At 70.5% G+C, this 19,927-nt stretch carries 13 protein-coding genes, 1 tRNA gene and 1 rRNA gene; 3 read left to right on the forward strand and 12 right to left on the reverse strand.

Translation table 11 applies throughout. From position 1 onward, the window contains the following. Positions 1-52: 52 nt before the first annotated feature. Both ACF06X_RS10775 and ACF06X_RS10780 read left to right on the forward strand, forming a co-directional pair. Positions 53-859: an Fpg/Nei family DNA glycosylase gene (locus ACF06X_RS10775; RefSeq protein WP_392286856.1), complete on the forward strand. Its 807-nt coding sequence runs from the start codon at positions 53-55 to the stop codon at positions 857-859. Between the two features lie 32 nt (positions 860-891). Next, entirely contained in the window at positions 892-1,656 is a 765-nt protein-coding gene (locus tag ACF06X_RS10780; protein WP_392286857.1) for an SDR family NAD(P)-dependent oxidoreductase, read from the forward strand. Here ACF06X_RS10780 and ACF06X_RS10785 read toward each other — a convergent pair. From ACF06X_RS10785 to ACF06X_RS10830, 10 genes are all read right to left on the reverse strand, one after another. Continuing rightward, positions 1,604-1,903: a hypothetical protein gene (locus ACF06X_RS10785; RefSeq protein ID WP_392286858.1), complete on the reverse strand. Its 300-nt coding sequence runs from the start codon at positions 1,901-1,903 to the stop codon at positions 1,604-1,606. The two genes, ACF06X_RS10780 and ACF06X_RS10785, sit on opposite strands and share 53 nt — an antisense overlap. A gap of 204 nt (positions 1,904-2,107) precedes the next feature. Next, entirely contained in the window at positions 2,108-2,578 is a 471-nt protein-coding gene (locus tag ACF06X_RS10790) for a Dps family protein (RefSeq protein WP_392286859.1), read from the reverse strand. A gap of 242 nt (positions 2,579-2,820) precedes the next feature. Further along, on the reverse strand, positions 2,821-3,204 hold the full coding sequence (locus tag ACF06X_RS10795; RefSeq protein ID WP_392286860.1) for a helix-turn-helix domain-containing protein: 384 nt from the start codon (positions 3,202-3,204) through the stop codon (positions 2,821-2,823). Positions 3,205-3,313: 109 nt separating this feature from the next. Further along, positions 3,314-3,823: a CinA family protein gene (locus ACF06X_RS10800; RefSeq protein WP_392286861.1), complete on the reverse strand. Its 510-nt coding sequence runs from the start codon at positions 3,821-3,823 to the stop codon at positions 3,314-3,316. Next, on the reverse strand, positions 3,820-4,548 hold the full coding sequence (gene pgsA / locus ACF06X_RS10805) for a CDP-diacylglycerol--glycerol-3-phosphate 3-phosphatidyltransferase (RefSeq protein ID WP_392286862.1): 729 nt from the start codon (positions 4,546-4,548) through the stop codon (positions 3,820-3,822). The genes ACF06X_RS10800 and pgsA overlap by 4 nt, the downstream gene beginning before the upstream one ends. Then, a complete protein-coding gene (rimO, locus tag ACF06X_RS10810; RefSeq protein ID WP_392286863.1) occupies positions 4,545-6,059 on the reverse strand; it encodes a 30S ribosomal protein S12 methylthiotransferase RimO in 1,515 nt (504 codons plus the stop codon). Before rimO ends, pgsA begins: the two co-directional genes overlap by 4 nt. 193 nt (positions 6,060-6,252) lie before the next feature. Then, positions 6,253-7,080, reverse strand: coding sequence for a helix-turn-helix domain-containing protein (locus ACF06X_RS10815; protein WP_392286864.1), 828 nt, complete (start codon positions 7,078-7,080; stop codon positions 6,253-6,255). Positions 7,081-7,319: 239 nt separating this feature from the next. Then, complete coding sequence (locus ACF06X_RS10820) at positions 7,320-10,172, reverse strand: DNA translocase FtsK (RefSeq protein ID WP_392286865.1); 2,853 nt, start codon at positions 10,170-10,172, stop codon at positions 7,320-7,322. Positions 10,173-10,298: 126 nt separating this feature from the next. Beyond that, a complete protein-coding gene (locus ACF06X_RS10825; RefSeq protein WP_392286866.1) occupies positions 10,299-10,973 on the reverse strand; it encodes a two-component system response regulator in 675 nt (224 codons plus the stop codon). 250 nt (positions 10,974-11,223) lie between these two features. Further along, on the reverse strand, positions 11,224-16,725 hold the full coding sequence (locus tag ACF06X_RS10830; RefSeq protein ID WP_392286867.1) for a HAMP domain-containing protein: 5,502 nt from the start codon (positions 16,723-16,725) through the stop codon (positions 11,224-11,226). A gap of 268 nt (positions 16,726-16,993) precedes the next feature. Here ACF06X_RS10830 and ACF06X_RS10835 point away from each other — a divergent pair, with 268 nt between their 5' ends. After that, positions 16,994-19,645 carry a SpoIIE family protein phosphatase gene (locus ACF06X_RS10835; RefSeq protein WP_392286868.1) on the forward strand — a complete coding sequence of 884 codons (2,652 nt, stop codon included), beginning with the start codon at positions 16,994-16,996 and terminating at the stop codon, positions 19,643-19,645. Positions 19,646-19,756: 111 nt separating this feature from the next. On the opposite strand, the gene ACF06X_RS10840 is transcribed toward ACF06X_RS10835, so the two are convergent. Beyond that, positions 19,757-19,829, reverse strand: a tRNA-Thr gene (locus ACF06X_RS10840). 5 nt (positions 19,830-19,834) lie between these two features. After that, positions 19,835-19,927: ribosomal RNA gene (rrf, locus tag ACF06X_RS10845) — 5S ribosomal RNA — on the reverse strand; the annotation flags it as partial.

Consider the following 19,927-nt stretch of genomic DNA (forward strand, 5'->3'; position numbering starts at 1 on the left):
CCGCACCCGGTGCGGGATCCCCCGGCCGCTGCCGATCCCGCATGATGGAGCCATGCCCGAAGGAGACACCGTCTGGCGGACCGCCCACCGACTGCACTCGGCGCTGGCCGGACACGTCCTGACCCGGTCCGATCTGCGGGTGCCCCGGTTCGCCACCGCCGATCTCACGGGACGGGCGGTCCTGGACGTGACCCCACGCGGAAAGCACCTTCTCACCCGGTTCGAGGGCGGCCTCACCCTCCACTCGCATCTGCGGATGGACGGGTCGTGGCAGGTGTACGCCGCCGGTGAGCGCTGGCGCGGCGGACCCGACCACCAGGTCCGGGCGATCCTCGCCACCGCCGACCACACGGCCGTCGGCTACCGCCTCCCCGTCCTCGAACTGATCCGCACGGCCGAGGAGCAGAACGTGGTGGGCCATCTGGGCCCGGACCTCCTCGGCCCGGACTGGGACCCGGAGGAGGCCGTCCGCAGGCTCACCGCCGAGCCGTCGCGCACGCTCGGCGAGGCCCTCTTGGACCAGCGCAACCTGGCGGGCATCGGGAATGTCTACAAGTCCGAGCTGGCCTTCCTCGCCGCGGTGACCCCGTGGCTCCCGGTCGGCGAGCTCGCTCCCGGCGTCCCCGAGCGGCTCGTCGCCACCGCCCGACGCCTCCTCGACGCCAACAAGGACCGCCCCGACCGCCGTACCACCACCTACCCCCGGAGCCGGGAACGTCTCTACGTCTACGGTCGTGAGAACCGCCCCTGTCCGCGCTGTGGCACACCCATCCGCAAGGCGGAACTCGGCGACCGCGTCACCTACTGGTGCCCCGGCTGCCAGCAGGGACCGTCGGAACCGCCCACCCCCAGTAATTGACGATCCGTCAGATACGGTCGTACGGTCCGCTCATGCCCTTCAGCGCGTACGACCTCACCGGCCGCACGGCCTTCGTCACGGGCGCCGCCGGCGGCATCGGCCGGGCGGCCGCCGTCCTCCTCGCGGAGGCGGGCGCCACCGTTCACTGCGCGGACCGCGACGAAGCGGGCCTCCAGGAGACGGCCGCTCTCGTCGCCCAGCAGGGCGGGACCGCACACGTCCACCCTCTGGACGTCACGGACCGGCCCGCCCTCGCCGCGGCCGTCGCCGCCGCGGGCCCGCTCCACGTCATGGCCGCGATCGCCGGAATCATGCACACGAGCACGGTCCTGGAGACCCGCGAGGAGGACCTCGACCGGGTCCTCGCCGTCAACTTCAAGGGGGTTCTCCACGCCTGCCAGGAGGCGGCGCGCTCGATGATCGACGCCCGAATCCCCGGTTCCATCGTCACGATGGCCTCCGGGGCGATGGACGCCGCGAGCCCGGGACTGCTCTGTTACAGCGTCACCAAGGCGGCAGTCGTCCAGCTGACCAAGACCCTGGCCGCCGAGGTCGGCCGGTACGGCATCCGGGCGAACGCGATCGCGCCCGGGTGGATCCGTACACCCATGACCGACCGCCACGAACCGGCCGCACAGGAACAGGCGGAGGCGGCCATGGCCCGGCGCTCCCCCCTGGGCCGCGTCGGCGAACCGGAGGACATCGCGCACGCGGTCCTCCATCTCGCCTGCGACGCCTCCTCGTTCACGACGGGTCAGATTCTCCGTCCGAACGGCGGCGTCGCGATGCCGTGGTGAACCGCTTTCCCCCCATGCCCTCCAGGGCCCGGCCGACACGCGTCCGGCCGCCTGCGGCGGCGGACGCCGTCACGTGCACCGGCAGCAGACTCAGCCCCCAGCCGCCGGCCGCGACCGCCCCCTCCACCAGCCCCGACCGCTCCGGGACCAGCACCAGTCGCAGCACCGCCCACCACCACAGCCCGCCGACCACCAGCCCGCCCGCCGTCAGTGCGAGCGTCACCAGCGGAACCCGTCGCCGTACCATGGCCGCCTCCTGCGGTCGACGCTAGACCGGCCGTATCACCCGGCGGGAGGGCGCACCGGAGGCAGACCCGGCGCACGCAGCGCACGCCCAGCCCGCACCGGCCGCACCGGCCGCACGTCGACCGCCTGAGCCCAAGGCCGCACGTCGACCGGCCGAGCCCACTCCCGGCATCGCCCCAGCAGGCCGCACTCCGCGCCGCACGAGCTAGGCGCTCTCCGCCTGGAACATCCAGGCGTGCTTCTCGAGATCGGCCGTGAGCCCGATCAGGATGTCCTGGGTGACCGGGTCCGGCTCGTCCGTGACCTCGATCCGCTCCCGCATCCGGGCGATCACCGCGACCAGCGCGTCGACCATGATCTTCACCGCGTCCGTGTCCTTGATCCAGCCCGTGGGCACCTCACCGATCGCGCTGCCCGAGGCCACCGACGCGGCCCGGCCGTCCGGATTGACGCCCACCGCCGAGGCACGCTCGGCCACCACGTCGGAGTGCTGCCGGGCGGTGGCCACGACCTCGTCGAGCTGCAGGTGGACGGAGCGGAAGCGGGGTCCCACCACGTTCCAGTGAACCTGCTTGGCGACCAGGCCGAGGTCGACCAGATCGAGCAGCGCGCCCTGCAAGGCGTCACCGACCGTCTTCAGGTCGGTGTCGGACAGCGAACTCTTCACGACGGACATGCGTGTTCTCCAACCAGTCGTACGTTTCTCCTCACCATGGCACGCATCACCTGAATCGGGCATCTCAAACGCAGCCACTCGAACAGCCCGAACAGTCCGCACAGTCCGAAGAGTCCGCACAGTCCGAACAGCCCACACACCGGGGGCCGCCTGCAAGGCCCCTGACAACGCGAAAGCCCCGGTCGCGCCCACACGGGGCATCGACCGGGGCTTTCACCCACTTCACTTCACATCACGTCACGTCAGGCAGCGACGACGTCCACCGCTTCCGCGGGCGCCTTGATGGTCACCCGCTCGGTGGGCACACCGGCCACCGACGTCACCGACACCGAATTGAGCATCGGGCGCACCGGCGTCGGCACCGGTTCCCTCGCCGCTGCCGACTCGGCCAGTTCGGCCAGTGACAGCTCGTCGCTCACTTCACGCATGAGCTCGGACATCCGTACGTCAAGCGCGTCGCAGATCGCGGAGAGCAGCTCGGAGGAAGCCTCCTTCTGCCCCCGCTCCACCTCGGAGAGATAGCCGAGCGAAACTCGGGCGGACGAGGAGACTTCGCGCAGAGTACGGCCCTGGCGCTGGCGCTGCCGACGCAGCACGTCACCCAACAGGCGACGGAGCAGAATCATCGGTGGCTCCCTCCTCGGACCGCGTAGCCGCATCCTTCACGCCCCACCGTACCGCCTCGCGCTGCGGCCGTGCGGGGAGCGATGTCGTGTTCACTCAGGGCTGCAAACATCAATTCCCCCCGTTCTGTTCCGTATCCTGTGCCCGCGCATTTCCCGAGAGTTCGTCGCCGAGCAGTTCCAGCACGCTCCGTACACTCTCTCTACGGATTTCCGCACGGTCGCCGTTCAACCGCAATGCGGCCACTTTCCCCGCTCCGACGGGCCCGGCGACGGCCACGTACACGGTCCCGACCGGCTGTCCGTCCTGGGGTTCGGGGCCGGCGACCCCGGTCGTCGCGACACCCCAGTCGGCACCGAGCCGAAGCCGCACACCGGCCGCCATCTGCAGTGCGACCTCCGGATCCACCGCGCCGCGCTCCGCCAGAAGGGTCCCGTCGACCCCCAGAAGTTCCCGCTTCAGGGCCGTTGCGTACGCCGTGACGGACCCACGGAAGCTTTTCGAGGCTCCAGGGACCTCCGTCAGCTCTCCGGCCACGAGACCGCCCGTGAGGGACTCCGCGGCGGCCAGCGTCTGACCACGCTCCGCGAGCAGACCCAGCACCCGGGCGGCCGCGCTCATCGCCCCGACCCCGACCCGGACCCCGGCCCAGGCCGCTCCGCGGCCGCCGCGGCCCGCTCCTCCGCCAGGCCCCTGCGCCGCAGCACGATCGCCTGGCGTACGTAATCCAGGCCGGTGACGACCGTCAGCACGACGGCCACCACCATCACCCAGAAGCGCAGGGTGGCGAGTGGACCGGTGAGCACGAGGACGTACATGCCGACCGCCGTGCCCTGTGCCAATGTCTTCATCTTGCCGCCGCGGCTGGCCGGAATCACCCCGTGCCGGATCACCCAGAACCGCATCAGCGTGATCCCGAGCTCCCGCGCCAGGATCACGATCGTCACCCACCAGGGCAGGTCGCCGAGCAGGGACAGACAGATCAGGCCGGCCGCCATGATCGCCTTGTCGGCGATCGGATCGGCGATCTTCCCGAAGTCGGTGACCAGGTTGTACGTCCGGGCGAGATGTCCGTCGAAGATGTCCGTGATCATGGCGACGGCGAACGCGGCCCACGCCCAGGCACGCCAGGCCGGATCGTGTCCGCCGTCCTGGAGCAGCAGCACCACGAAGCCGGGCACGAGAACCAGCCGGATCATGGTGAGGATGTTGGCGATGTTCCACAGGCCGGCCTGATCGACGGCCTTGGCTCCCCCGACGCCCGGGGGGCGCGGGGGGACCCCCAGCTTTCCGCCGGGCGCAGGCCTACCGCTCCCGCCCGTAGCGGATGCCGGGACTCCGGTCATCTGCCCGCCTCCTCAAAAAGACACTCGGCCACCAGGTCGACGCCTTCCGTGCCCACGACCTTCGCCATGACCATACGGCCGGGGGCCAGGCCGAGGCCCGCCGCGGATTCCGCGGTGATGACCACCTGGCCGTCCGTCTCCGGAGCCTGGTGGGCAGCACGACCGATCACGCCCTCGTCCTCGGCGGAGTCGACCGATTCGACCAGTACTTCCAGGGTCTCTCCGATCCGCTCCTCCGCGCGCTGGGCGGTGAGCTCCTCGGCGAGCCGCGAGAGGTGGGCGAGCCGCTCGTCCACGACCTCCTGGTCGAGCTTGTGCTCGTACGTGGCGGCTTCCGTGCCGTCCTCGTCGGAGTAGCCGAAGACGCCGATCGCGTCGAGCCGCGCGTGCGTGACGAAGCGTTCCAGCTCGGCGAAGTCGGCCTCGGTCTCGCCGGGGAAGCCGACGATGAAGTTGGAGCGGGCACCGGCCTGCGGGGCCTTGGAGCGGATGGTTTCCAGGAGCTCCAGGAAGCGGTCGGTGTCCCCGAAGCGGCGCATGGCCCGCAGGACGTCGGGAGCGCTGTGCTGGAAGGACAGGTCGAAGTAGGGGGCGACCTTCTCGGTGGAGGTCAGCACGTCGATCAGTCCGGGCCGCATCTCGGCGGGCTGCAGGTAGCTCACCCGGACCCGCTCGATGCCGTCGACGGAGGCCAGCTCGGGGAGCAGCGTCTCCAGGAGCCGGATGTCGCCGAGGTCCTTGCCGTAGGAGGTGTTGTTCTCGGAGACCAGCATGATCTCCTTCACCCCCTGCTCGGCGAGCCAGCGCGTCTCGCCGAGGACGTCGGAGGGACGCCGCGAGACGAAGGAGCCGCGGAAGGACGGGATGGCGCAGAAGGAGCAGCGCCGGTCACAGCCGGAGGCCAGCTTCACGGAGGCGACGGGGCTGGTGTCGAGCCGGCGCCGCAGCGGGGCGCGCGGTCCGGAGGCCGGCGCCAGCCCCTCGGGGAGGTCGCTCGGCACGTTCTCCGGGGCCTGCGGGACCTCGGGGGCCTCCGGGGCACCGTGTCCGGGCAGGGCCACCCCGGCGGCGGCCTTCTGCCGCTCCACGGGCGACAGCGGCAGCAGCTTGCGCCGGTCGCGGGGGGTGTGGGCCTCGACACTGCCGCCGCTGAGGATGGTCTGCAGGCGGTCGGAGATGTCGGCGTAGTCGTCGAAGCCGAGCACGCCGTCGGCTTCGGGAAGGGCGTCGGCGAGCTCCTTGCCGTACCGCTCGGCCATGCAGCCGACCGCGACGACGGCCTGGGTCTTGCCGTGGTCCTTCAGATCGTTGGCTTCGAGGAGGGCGTCGACGGAGTCCTTCTTGGCGGCCTCGACGAATCCACAGGTGTTGACGACGGCGACATCGGCGTCCTGGGCGTTCTCGACGAGCTCCCAGCCGTCCGCTGCCAAGCGGCCTGCGAGCTCCTCCGAGTCCACCTCGTTACGGGCGCAGCCGAGAGTGACAAGGGCGACGGTACGGCGTTCGGGCATGGACTCAAGACTACTTTGTCCTGGCCGTACCCCCGCCGCGCAGGGTTCACCTGCGCGACGGCGGGCGGTGGACCGCCGGGTCGGTGGTGCGGCGGACCGTCGGGTCGGTGGTGCGGCGGACCGTCGGGTCGGTGAGGCGGACCGTCGGGTCGGTGAGGCCGGTGGACCGCCGGGCCCGGGCGGCCCGCGCAGGTCATCCGGCCTCGGGGTCGCCCTTGGTGTACGAGAGCCGCTCGACCTGGCCGGCCTCGAAGGAGTCCTCGATCTTCTTGCCGTTCACGTACAGCTCGATCGCTCCGGCGTTGCCGAGGATCAGGTCGAGGCGCTCGTCGTCCTGGAAGGTCTTGGACTCGCCCTTGAGGAGCAGGCCGTCGAAGAGCAGCTTGCCGTCGTGCGCCTTGGCCGAGATCCAGCTCTTGTCGTCGATCGCGGTCATCTTGACGGTGACCTTGTCCTTCGGGACCGCGGCGATGGCGCTCTCGGAGGGCCCCGGCTTGGTGCCGGGCGTCTTGGTGGCCTTCGGCTTCGGGGTGGTGGTCTTCTTCTCCGGGGCGGGTCCTTCCGCCACGGTTCCGGTCCCGCCCCGCACGTCGTTCCCGTTGAACATCGAGAAGCCGACGAAGCCGACCACGGCGACGATCGCGGCGACCATGGCGGCGGTCCAGTTGGGGCGGCGCGGCTCGGGGCGGATGCGTTCCGCCTCGAAGAGCGGCGCGGCGGGGGTGGGCGCGGGACGGCCGCCGTGCTCGGCGTCGTACTGCTCGACGAGCGGCGCGGGATCGAGCCCGACGGCGCGTGCGAGCGTACGGATGTGACCGCGCGCGTAGACGTCGCCGCCGCAGCGCGAGAAGTCGTCCTCCTCGATCGCGTGCACGATCGGAATCCGGACGCGGGTGGACGCACTGACCTCTTCGACGGTGAGACCGGAGGCGATCCGCCCCTGCTGGAGGGCACGGCCGATCGAATCCCGGTCTTCCGGCGGGAAGTTCCGGTCGTCTTCGGGGGAGTTGCCGATGGACACGAGAGCGCCTTTCGAGCGTGTAACCACCTGCTGGAGGTTCAGTCTATGGGTGGTACGAAAGGGTGGGGCAACCGGGCGGACGCGGTTTGTACGCCATGAGGCTGGGACATCGTTCTGTCCCTCCCTCCAACTTGACGTATGGCCAAGGGAAACGGTTGCCCTGTGTTCCCTTACGAGTGAGTCTCGGCCAGGTCTCGTTTTCGGCCGCCCGATTACTCCTCCTGACCTACTTCCCCCGCCTACTCGGCCGACTCCCCGCGGATGACGGCCAGTACCCCGTCCAGTTCGTCCGGCTTGACGAGCACGTCCCGCGCCTTGGACCCCTCGCTCGGGCCGACGATGTTCCGCGACTCCATCAGGTCCATGAGCCGCCCGGCCTTGGCGAAGCCGACGCGCAGCTTGCGCTGGAGCATCGACGTGGAGCCGAACTGGGTGGAGACGACCAGCTCGGCCGCCTGGCACAGCAGGTCGAGGTCGTCGCCGATGTCCTCGTCGGTCTCCTTCTTCTGCTTGGTTCCGACGGTGACGTCGTCGCGGAAGACCGGCGCCATCTGGTCCTTGCAGTGCTGGACGACGGCCGCCACCTCCGCCTCGGTGACGAAGGCGCCCTGCATACGGACCGGCTTGTTCGCACCCATCGGCAGGAACAGACCGTCACCCTTTCCGATGAGCTTCTCCGCGCCCGGCTGGTCCAGGATGACCCGGCTGTCGGCGAGCGAGGAGGTGGCAAACGCGAGCCGCGAGGGCACGTTCGCCTTGATCAGGCCGGTGACGACGTCCACGGAGGGCCGCTGCGTGGCGAGCACCAGGTGGATGCCGGCGGCGCGCGCCAGCTGGGTGATGCGGACGATGGCGTCCTCGACGTCCCGGGGCGCGACCATCATCAGGTCGGCCAGCTCGTCCACGATCACCAGCAGGTACGGGTAGGGCTGGAGCTCGCGTTCGCTGCCCTCGGGGAGCTTGACCTTGCCCTGGCGGATGGCCTGGTTGAAGTCGTCGATGTGCCGGAAGCCGAAGGCGGCCAGGTCGTCGTAGCGCAGGTCCATCTCGCGCACCACCCACTGCAGGGCCTCGGCGGCCCGCTTGGGGTTGGTGATGATCGGGGTGATCAGGTGCGGGATGCCCTCGTACGCGGTGAGCTCGACCCGCTTGGGGTCGACCAGGACCATCCGGACGTCCTCGGGGGTGGCTCTTATCATCACCGAGGTGATGAGGCAGTTGATGCACGAGGACTTTCCGGAACCGGTGGCTCCGGCGACCAGGATGTGCGGCATCTTCGCCAGGTTGGCCATTTCGTAGCCGCCCTCGACGTTCTTGCCGAGCGCGACGAGCATCGGGTGGTCGTCCTCCGCCGCGGCCGCGAGCCGCAGCACGTCGCCGAGGTTGACCATCTCGCGGTCGCTGTTCGGGATCTCGATGCCGACGGCCGACTTGCCCGGGATCGGCGAGATGATCCGGACGTCCGGGGAGGCGACGGCGTAGGCGATGTTCTTGGTCAGGGCCGTGATCTTCTCGACCTTCACGGCGGGGCCGAGTTCGACCTCGTACCGCGTGACCGTCGGCCCGCGGGTGAAGCCGGTGACGGCCGCGTCGACCTTGAACTCGCTGAAGACGGTGGTGAGCGACGCCACCACGGCGTCGTTGGCGGCGCTGCGCGTCTTGCCGGGCCCGCCACGCTCCAGCAGGTCGAGCGAGGGCAGCGCGTAGGTGATGTCGCCGGAGAGCTGCAGCTGCTCCGCGCGGGGCGGCAGCTCGGTGTGCTCGGGCGCGGGCTTGGTCAGATCCGGTACGGCTCCGGGAACGCGCCCGGGCTCGGCGCCACGGGCCGTCGGCACCGGCGCGGCAACGGAGGCCTCCCCACCCCGCGTCTCCCCGCCCCGCCCGCCCTCGGCGGCCTCCGCCGCCTCCGCGGCCGCGGCCCGCGCGGCGGCCCGCTCCGCGGTGACGTCCCGGGTCAGATCGGCGACCACCGGGGAGGGCGGCATGCCGTTGAGCACGGCCCCGTCGAGGGCGGCGGCGGCCGCCGCCGCGACGTCCACGGCGTCCATGGGCCGGTCGAGGGCGGGCTTGCCGGAGGGCCGGCGGGGGCGTCCACGCCGGGCGGTGAGCGCCTCCTCCTCGACCCGGTCCACGTCGTACAGCTGCGAGGGAGCGCTCGCCCCGCGCCGGCCCCGGGCGGGCGGCGGCGCGGCGGAGCGCCAGCCTTCGTCGTACTCCTCCACGTCGTCGTACGCGCTCTCCGGGTCGTACGCGGGCTCGACGAGGCCGAGCCTGGTCCCGAGCGCGCGCAGCCGCTGCGGGATGGCGTTGACGGGGGTCGCGGTGACGACGAGCAGGCCGAAGACGGTGAGCAGGACGAGCAGCGGTACGGCGAGCACCTCGCCCATCATGAAGATCAACGGCTTGGACGCGGCCCAGCCGATGAGCCCGCCGGCGTCCTGCATCGCCTTGGTGCCCGCGTCCCGGCCGGGCGAGCCGCAGGCGATGTGGACCTGCCCAAGGACGCCGATGACGAGGGCGGAAAGACCGATGACGATCCGGCCGTTGGCCTCGGGCTTCTCCGGATAGAGGATCAGCCGGATGCCGATCGCGCCGACCAGCAGCGGCACCAGCAGGTCGAGGCGGCCGAAGGCGCCGGTGACCAGCATCTCGACGAGGTCGCCGACCGGGCCGCGCAGGTGGGACCAGGTTCCGGCGGCGACGACGAGCGCGACGCCGAGCAGCAGCAGCGCCATGCCGTCCTTGCGGTGGGCGGGGTCGAGGCCCTTGGCTCCCCGCCCTATCCCGCGGAACATCGCCCCCACGCCGTGCGCGAGACCGAGCCAGAGTCCCCGGGCGAGCCGGTAGACGCCCCCCGTCGGGGACGGGGCGGGCCTGGGCGCGGCCTTCTTCGCCGCGGTCCTCTTCGCGGGCGCGCGCTTGGCCGGAGCGGCCTTCTTGGCCGTGGTCCTCTTCGCGGGAGGCTTGGCGGGCGACTTCGCGGCGGACTTGGCGGGCGCCGCTTTCTTCGCGACGCCGGTCGTACGGCCGGCGCGCGGCTTCGCGGTGCCCGCCGTGCCGTGGGAACCCTTGCCGGACGTACGTGAGGCCATGATGCTGAGGTTACCGGTGTGAGCGGCGGTGGACACGTGCGCGTCCTGCCTCACCCGTTCGTGTCGTCCTTGCCGAGGCGTGAAACTGACGCCCGCTCACGGCGGGCGCCGATACTTGACGGCACGTCAGCTCTGCGAGGGGAGCGCGGCCGGACCGCCGGCGCCGGGCTCCAGGGCGTCGAGGGCCCGCCGCAGGCCGGTGAGCTTGCGCTCCAGATGCGCGGCGGTGGCCACGGCCGCGGCGTCGGCCGAGTCGTCGTCGAGCTGCTTGGAGAGCGCCTCCGCCTGCTCCTCGACGGCGGCGAGACGGGCGGAGAGCTCGGCGAGCAGCCCCGCCGACTCCTTGGCGTGGCCGCCATGTCCGCCGCCCTCCAGCTGGAGCCGGAGCAGTGCGGCCTGCTCACGCAGCTGGCAGTTCTTCATGTACAGCTCGACGAAGACCGAGACCTTGGCGCGCAGCACCCACGGGTCGAACGGCTTGGAGATGTAGTCGACCGCGCCGGCCGCGTAGCCCCGGAAGGTGTGGTGGGGGCCGTGGTTGATGGCGGTGAGGAAGATGATCGGGATGTCCCGGGTCCGCTCCCGCCGCTTGATGTGCGCGGCCGTCTCGAACCCGTCCATTCCGGGCATCTGGACGTCGAGAAGAATGACCGCGAAATCGTCGGTCAGCAGCGCCTTGAGCGCTTCCTCCCCTGACGATGCCCGTACCAGTGTCTGATCGAGCGCGGAGAGAATGGCCTCCAGCGCCAGCAGATTCTCCGGCCGGTCATCGACCAGGAGGATCTTGGCCTTCTGCACCATGCCCCGTCCTCCTCGCCCCGGCATCGGCTCTCCCCGACTCGCCGAGTCGGGGGAAGCACCGGGCGCCGCCCCAGAAGACGACTCCCATGCGCCGTCCGTCCTTGTGCCGGTCATGGTAGCCGCACCCCGCCTGTCGCCACACCCTGTCACCACGATGTCACTGTGCACGTAGCAGAAACGTGGTGAGAGACCAGAAGGTTCCCCGCATACCGGCCTCTCACACGCCCGTGGCGACAGTCAGTCAGCAAGCTCAGCTTCCGTTTCCGCGCATCCACTGCTCCATCACCGACAGCAGATGATCGGGATCGACCGGCTTGGTGACGTAGTCGGAGGCGCCGGACTCGATCGCCTTCTCCCGGTCGCCCTTCATCGCCTTCGCCGTCAGCGCGATGATCGGCAGCCCGGCGAACTGCGGCATCCGCCGGATCGCCGTCGTCGTCGCGTACCCGTCCATCTCCGGCATCATGATGTCCATCAGAACGACCGTCACATCGTCGTGCTGCTCCAGCACTTCGATGCCCTCACGGCCGTTCTCCGCGTAGAGCACCGCCAGCCCGTGCTGCTCCAGGACGCTCGTGAGCGCGAAGACGTTGCGGATGTCGTCGTCGACGATCAGCACCTTCTCGCCTGCGAAGGAGTAGGTGCGGCGCGGCTCCGGCTCCATCCGCTCGTCGGCCGCCTGCTGATCGGTCTGGCCCTGCCGCCCTGGCTGTCCCGGCAGCGCCGGCCGCCCGTCCAGGCCGGACTGGGCCGCCTTCCTCCGGTGCCGGAAGAGGGCGCCCGCACCGGAGCGCATGTCGGCCGTCATGGGCGCGGGCGAGAAGTGCGCGACCCCGTCGAGCGTGACGTCCTCCACACCCGAGGTCCCCGACTGCGGGTCCATCGACCCCGGCCCTCCCTGCCCGTACCCCTGCGGCGGCAGCTCGGTGGGGCTCAACGGCAGGTAGAGGGTGAACGTGGAGCCGCGGCCCGGCTCGCTCGCCGCGTAGATCTCGCCGCCGAGCAGCCGCGCGATCTCCCGGCTGATCGAGAGACCCAGGCCCGTACCGCCGTACTTGCGGCTGGTCGTCCCGTCCGCCTGCTTGAACGCCTCGAAGATCACCCGCATCTTGCTCGCCGCGATGCCGATGCCGGTGTCCGTCACCGAGAACGCGATCAGATCGGCCTCCGGGTCGCGCAGCGAACCGGCCTCCAGGAGCTGCTCCCGGATCGACTGCGGTACGTCCGTCCCGGCCGGCCGGATCACCAGCTCCACCGCGCCCGTGTCGGTGAACTTCACCGCGTTGGACAGCAGGTTGCGCAGCACCTGCAGCAGCCGCTGCTCGTCGGTGTGGAGCGTGGCGGGCAGTTCGGGCGAGACCCGGACCGAGAAGTCGAGCCCCTTCTCCGCGGTCAGCGGCCGGAAGGTCGCCTCCACGTAGTCCACGAGCTGCACCAGCGCGATACGGGTCGGGGAGACGTCCATCTTCCCCGCCTCGACCTTCGACAGGTCGAGGATGTCGTTGATCAGCTGGAGCAGGTCCGAACCGGCGCCGTGGATGGTCTCGGCGAACTCCACCTGCTTCGGCGACAGGTTGGCGTCCGCGTTGTCGGCGAGCAGCTTGGCCAGGATCAGCAGCGAGTTGAGCGGAGTGCGCAGCTCGTGCGACATGTTGGCCAGGAACTCCGACTTGTACCGCATGGAGACCGCGAGCTGTTCGGCACGCTCCTCCAGGACCTGCCGGGCCTCCTCGATCTCGGTGTTCTTCACCTCGATGTCCCGGTTCTGGCGGGCCAGGAGCTCCGCCTTCTCCTCCAGCTCCGCGTTCGAGCCCTGGAGCTCCTTCTGCCGGTGCTCCAGCTCCGCCGAGCGCTCCCGCAGCTGCTCGGTCAGCTCCTGCGACTGCTTCAGCAGCACCTCGGTCTTGGTGTTGACGCTGATGGTGTTGACGGTGGTCGCGATCAGCTCGGCGAGCTGGTTGAGGAAGTCCCGCTGGATCTGGGTGAACGGCTGGAAGGAGGCCAGCTCGATCACCCCGAGGACCTTCCCCTCGAAGAGGACCGGAAGCACGATCACATGCGCCGGCGCGGCCTCACCGAGCCCGGAGGAGATCTTCAGATAGCCCGGCGGCACGTTGACCTGGATGGTCCGCTTCTCCTCGGCCGCGGTCCCGATCAGCGTCTCGCCGGGCCGGAAGGAGGTCGGCATGGAACCGGCGGAGTATCCGTAACTCCCGCGCATCCGCAGCTCGTACGAGCCCTCCCGCTGCCCGCCCAGTTCGGTACCGCCCCCCGCCGAGCCGGTCGGCATCGCCACGAAGAAGGCGCCGTGCTGGGCCGAGACGACCGGCGTCAGCTCGCTCATGATGAGCGAGGCGACGTCGTCCAGATCCCGCCGGCCCTGCATCAGACCGGAGATCCGGGCCAGGTTGCCCTTGAGCCAGTCCTGCTCCTCGTTGGCGAGGGTGGTGTCGCGCAGGTTGGCGATCATGGTGTTGATGTTGTCCTGGAGCGCCTGGATCTCGCCGGCCGCGTCCACCCCGTCGATCTTCAGGTTCAGGTCGCCGCGGGTCACCGCCGTCGCCACGGCCGCGATCGCGCGCACCTGCCGCGTCAGGTTCCCGGCCATCTCGTTCACGGACTCGGTCAGGTCCCGCCAGGTGCCGTCGACGTCCCGGACCCGCGCCTGGCCGCCGAGGATGCCCTCCGTACCCACCTCACGGGCCACCCGGGTCACCTCCTCGGCGAAGGAGGAGAGCTGGTCGACCATCGTGTTGATGGTGTTCTTCAGCTCCTGGATCTCACCGCGCGCGTCGATGTCGATCTTCTTGGTCAGGTCGCCCTTGGCGATGGCGGTCGTGACCGCCGCGATCTGACGCACCTGACCCGTCAGGTTGGACGCCATCGAGTTCACCGACTCGGTCAGGTCCTTCCAGGTGCCCGAGACGCCCGGCACCCGCGCCTGACCGCCCAGCTCCCCTTCCGTACCCACCTCACGGGCGACTCGCGTCACCTCGTCGGCGAACGACGACAGGGTCGTCACCATCGTGTTGACGGTGTCGGCGAGCTCGGCCACCTCGCCGCGCGCCTCGACCGTCACCTTCTTCGTCAGGTCGCCGTTGGCGACCGCCGAGGAGACCCGGGAGATGTTCCGCACCTGACTGGTCAGGTTGTTGGCCATCAGGTTGACGTTGTCGCTCAGGTCCTTCCAGATGCCCGTGACCCCGCGCACCCGCGCCTGACCGCCGAGGATGCCCTCCGTACCCACCTCACGGGCGACTCGCGTCACCTCGTCGGCGAAGTTGGACAGCTGGTCGACCATCGTGTTGACGGTCGTCACCAGCTCCAGGATCTCGCCCTTGGCGTCGACGGTGATCTTCTTCGACAGGTCGCCCTTGGCGACCGCCGTGGTGACCTCGGCGATGTTGCGCACCTGACTGGTCAGGTTGTTCGCCATGAAGTTCACGGACTGGGTCAGGTCCTTCCAGGTGCCGGAGACCCCCTGCACCTCGGCCTGACCGCCCAGGATGCCCTCCGTACCCACCTCACGGGCCACCCGGGTCACCTGCTCCGCGAAGCTGGAGAGCTGGTCGACCATCGTGTTGAGGGTGTTCTTCAGCTCCAGGATCTCGCCGCGCGCGTCCACGTCGATCTTCTGCGACAGATCACCGCGCGCCACGGCGGTGGCGACCTGCGCGATGTTACGGACCTGGGCGGTGAGGTTCCCGGCCATGCCGTTCACCGAGTCGGTCAGGTCGCGCCACACACCGGCGACACCCGGCACCTGCGCCTGACCCCCGAGCCGCCCGTCCGTACCCACCTCACGGGCCACCCGGGTCACCTGCTCCGCGAAGGCGGACAGCTGGTCGACCATCGTGTTGATGGTGTTCTTCAGCTCCAGGATCTCGCCGCGCGCGTCCACGTCGATCTTCTGCGACAGGTCACCGCGCGCCACGGCCGTCGTCACCTGCGCGATCTGGCGCACCTGGGACGTCAGGTTGCCGGCCATGAAGTTGACGGAGTCGGTGAGTTCCTTCCACGTACCGGAGACACCGTCGACGCGGGCCTGACCGCCGAGACGGCCCTCGGTGCCCACGTCCCGCGCCATCCGCGTCACCTGGTCGGCGAAGGACGACAGCTGCGACACCATCGTGTTGACGGTGTTCTTCAGCTCCAGCATCTCGCCGGCCACGTCGACGGTGACCTTCTGCGACAGATCGCCGTTGGCGACCGCCGTCGTCACCTGCGCGATGTCCCGCACCTGACCGGTCAGGTTGCGGAACGCCGTGTTCACCGAATCGGTCAGGTCCTTCCACTTCCCCGCCGCGCCCGGCACCTCGGCCTGACCGCCGAGCAGACCCTCGACACCGACCTCACGCGCGACCCGGGTGACCTCGGAACCGAACGCGGACAGCTGGTCCACCATCGTGTTGACGGTGTTCTTCAGCTCCAGCATCTCGCCGGCCACGTCGACGGTGACCTTCTGCGACAGGTCGCCGTTGGCGACCGCCGTCGTCACCTGCGCGATGTCCCGCACCTGCGTGGTGATGTTCCGGAAGACGGTGTTGACCGAGTCCGTCAGGTCCTTCCACGTCCCGGCCGCGCCCGGCACCTGCGCCTGACCGCCGAGCAGACCCTGCGCACCGACCTCGCCGGAGACCCGGGTCACCTCGTCGGCGAACGTCCGCAGCGTCTCGGTCATCTGGTTGATGGTGTCCGCGAGCTGCGCGACCTCACCGCGCGCGCTCACCCTGACCTTCTGCGACAGGTCGCCGTTGGCGACCGCCGTGGTGACCTCGGCGATACCCCTCACCTGATTGGTCAGATTCCCCGCCATCGTGTTGACGGAGTCGGTGAGGTCCTTCCACACACCCGCGACACCGGCCACCTCGGCCTGACCGCCCAGCTCGCCCTCGGTACCCACCTCGCGCGCGACCCGGGTCACCTCGGAGGAGAACGAGGAGAGCTGGTCCACCATCGTGTTGACGGTGTTCTTCAGCTCCAGCATCTCGCCGTCGACATGCGCGGTGACCTTCTGCGACAGATCACCGTTGGCGACCGCCGTCGTGACGAGAGCAATGTCACGTACCTGAGCCGTCAGCCGGTACGCCATGGTGTTGACCGAATCCGTGAGATCCTTCCACGAACCGGACATACCGCGCACCTGCGCCTGACCGCCCAGCTTTCCTTCCGTACCGACCTCGAGCGCGACCCGGGTCACCTCGTCCGTGAACGCCGACAGCTGATCGACGAGATTGTTCACGGTCCTGGCGACCTTCAGGAACTCCCCGCGCAGCGGCCTCGCGGTCCCGTCGGGACCGTCCGAACGCAGGTCCATCCGCTGGTCCAGATCGCCCTCGGCCACCGCCGACAGGACCCGCCCCACCTCGGAGACCGGCCGCGTCATGTCGTCCACGAGCGCGTTCGCGGCCTCGATCGCCGCCGCCCAGGCACCCTCCCCCGCGCCGGCCTCCAGACGCTCCGACAGCTTGCCCTCACGCCCCACCACCCGGCGCACCCGCGAGAGTTCGCCGGTCAGATGCATCTGCCGGTCCGCGACCTCGTTGAAGACGGCCGAGATCTCCGCCATCACCCCGTCGCCGGCCACGGTCAGTCGTTTACGGAAGTTCCCGTCCCGCATCGAGACCAGGGCGGCGAGCAACCGCTCCATCGCCGCCGCGTCCACCTGCACCGTCCCACCACTCCGGGACCGTCCGCCCTTTGCCCGCGTGCCGCTGCCGCTGCCGCGCCGCGCCGCCGTGCCAGACTCCACCGTGTCCCTCCCGAAGGGGTTGAGCGTCCTGCTCGGGCCGTCACCACAAGCCTGCCCAGTGTTTCATCGCAGCCGAACCAGGCCATAACAGTTCGGCAGCTTCGCATAACGTCCCCACCCTCGGGGGACGGAAACTGCGGTGACCGGCATCCGCCCGGACAGCGAAGGTAAGTAACCTGGCATCCGGCTGTCCAACCGCCCCGGTCCGCCCGGCGGGGGCGGGGCGGCGCGAGGACGAGCACGGGGCAGCGGGAGGGGCACACCGACCATGGCAGAGCCGGGCGTCGAAACGCGTACGAGGAGTTCTGTGATCACCGCGCGGGCGGCTGCCACTTTCGACCCTGTCGGGCGGTCCGTCGCGACCGCCCGCGCCTTCGTCCGGGACACCCTCCAGGGCTGGGGGTACGCCGAGGTCGTCGACGACGCCGTCGTCCTCACCAGCGAACTCGTCACGAACGCCGTGATCCACGCCGGCACCGCCGCGGAGGTCCTCTGCCTGCGCAGCGACGACGGGATCCGCATCGAGGTGGCCGACCGCTATCCCGAGCGCGAGATCCCCGTCCAGGGGGGCCGCACGCTCGCCCACCCCGACCGGGAGAACGGCCGGGGACTGCTGCTGTGCGCCGCCCTCGCCACCCGCTGGGGCGTCGACTACACACCGACCCAGAAGCACGTCTGGTTCCAGCTCGACCTGCCCGAGCGACCGATCGGCACCCGCGCGGCCGGTCCGGTCCTCCCTGACGCCCTCCTGCCCGTCAGCGACGGCCGCGTCCGCGTCGCCGTCGCCCAGATCGACCGCGGCGGCACCATCACCGCGTGGAACGAGGACGCCGAGGAGCTCTTCGGGTACGGCGCGGAACAGGTCACCGGCAAACCCCTCGGCGACCTCGCCGCCTGGCCGCACACCCCCGGCATCGGCACCGGCCTCGTCGAGGCCCTCCAGCTCTCCCGCTGGGAGGGCAGCTACGGCATCCGCTGCGCCGACGGCCGGGTCATCCCCGTCTACGCCTCCCACCTGCGCATCCGCGACGCCGAGGGCGAGCCCTCCACGGTCTGTCTCCTGGTACGGGAGTACGAGCGCGCGGTCCTCCAGACCCCGCAGCGCCAGCCGGTCTCCGACTCCGGCTCCGAGAGCCGCTCCGCGGACCCCTTCGAGGTCTTCATCGGCTCCCCCGCCCCCGACGACCTCGACGGCCTCCTCCAGCGCACGGTGGAGCGCGCCCGCGACATGCTCGACGGCGACTCCGCCTTCCTCCTGCTCGCCACGGACGACGAGACGGAGCTGGAGGTACGGGCCACCACGGGCCTTCCCTCCGCCCGTCAGCGCTTCGCCCGCGTCCCGGTCGAGACGGGCGCCAGCCGCTACGGCTCCGCCCGGATGCCGGCCGTCCACGAGGACCTGGCGGCCGTCCCCGGTGCGGCCCCGCTCCTCGAAGGCACCGGCATGCGCTCGGTCGTCACGGTCCCCCTCAAGGTCGAGGGCCGGCTCACCGGCTCGCTCGGCGTCGCCGCCGAGAGCCCGAACCGCTACTCCAACGAGGAGGCGCTGCGCCTCCAGTTCGCCGCCGACCGCATCGCGCTCGCCGTCGAGTCGGCCCGTCTCGGCGAGCTCGAGCGCCTGCGCCGAGGCTCCCTCAGCTTCCTGGTGGAGGCCTCGGACCTGCTGGCCGGCACCCTGGACCGCGACCAGACCCTGGCCCTGATGGCCCAGATGACGGTCCCCACCCTGGCCACCTGGTGCGCGGTCTACACGATCGCCGACCAGTCGTCGGACCCGTACCTCTCCTATGTCCTGCACGAGGACGAGGACCGCATCGACGGCCTGAAGGCCCTGCTGTCCTCCATCGCGCCGCCGGACCCGGTGCCCACTCCGGGCGCCCGCGTCTGGGCGGCCCCCGCGGACGCCGCGCACCGAGCGGCGCTCTCCACCTCCATGCGCGAACTGGACCACGGCAGCGGTCCGTTGTCCTCCGGTATCGACTCGACGCTCGCCACCGCGGCCGCGGTCGGCGGCGAGACGGTGGTCCTGCCGCTCGTCGCCCGCAACCGGGTCATCGGCATGCTGACGCTCGGCAAGCCGTCGGACGACCACTTCCGCCAGGAGATCCTGGAGCTCGCCGAGGACCTCTCCCGCCGGGCGGCCCTCGCCCTCGACAACGCCCGCCTCTACTCCGAGCGCGTGGCGATCAGCCAGTCCCTCCAGCGCAGCCTGCTGCCCCCCGGCCTGCCCGACATCCCGGGCGTCGAGGTGGACGTCATCTACCGCGCGGCCGGCGAGGGCAACGAAGTGGGCGGCGACTTCTACGACCTCTTCCCGATCCGCGACAACGCCTACGGTTTCGCCATCGGCGACGTCTGCGGTACGGGACCGGAGGCCGCGGCCGTCACAGGCCTGGCCCGGCACGCGCTGCGCCTCCTGGCCCGTGAGGGCTTCGGCGGCCCGGCGGTCCTGGAGCGCCTCAACGCCGCGATCCTCGACGAGGGCGCCCGCAGCCGCTTCCTCACCCTGCTGTACGGCGAGCTGTGGCCGCAGGAGGACGGCTCGGCCGTCCTCAAGGTCGTCTGCGCCGGCCATCCGCTGCCACTCCGCCTTCGCCAGGACGGCACGGTCGTCCCTGCCGCCGACCCGCAGCCGCTCCTCGGCGTCCTGGAGGACCTGGAGCTGTACGAGCAGACCGTCACGCTCGAGCCGGGCGACGTCCTCCTGTGCGTCACGGACGGCGTCACGGAGCGCCGTGAGGGCAGCCGCATGCTCGGCGACGACGGCCTCGCCGAAGTCCTGAAGACGTGTACGGGCCTCACGGCCGGCGCGGTGGCCGCCCGCATCCTCCGCGCGGTCGAACGCTTCGCCCAGGAGCCCGCCTCCGACGACATGGCCATCCTGGCCATGCGCCTCCCCGAGCCCCACCACGGCGACTGAGACCAGCGGCCCTGGACCACCCGCTTCCCGGCGGGAGGTTCCAGGGCTTTCCGTTCCCTGGAAACAAAAAAGACCCCCACCGACTGGTGGGGGTCTTTCTCTTTTCTTCTGAGCCCTTTAACGGAATCGAACCGTTGACCTTCTCCTTACCATGGAGACGCTCTACCGACTGAGCTAAAAGGGCGGGTTGTTCGGCGGCGTCCTACTCTCCCACAGGGTCCCCCCTGCAGTACCATCGGCGCTGAAAGGCTTAGCTTCCGGGTTCGGAATGTAACCGGGCGT

The organism is Streptomyces sp. NPDC015346 (assembly GCF_043078785.1).
Lineage (GTDB): Bacteria > Actinomycetota > Actinomycetes > Streptomycetales > Streptomycetaceae > Streptomyces.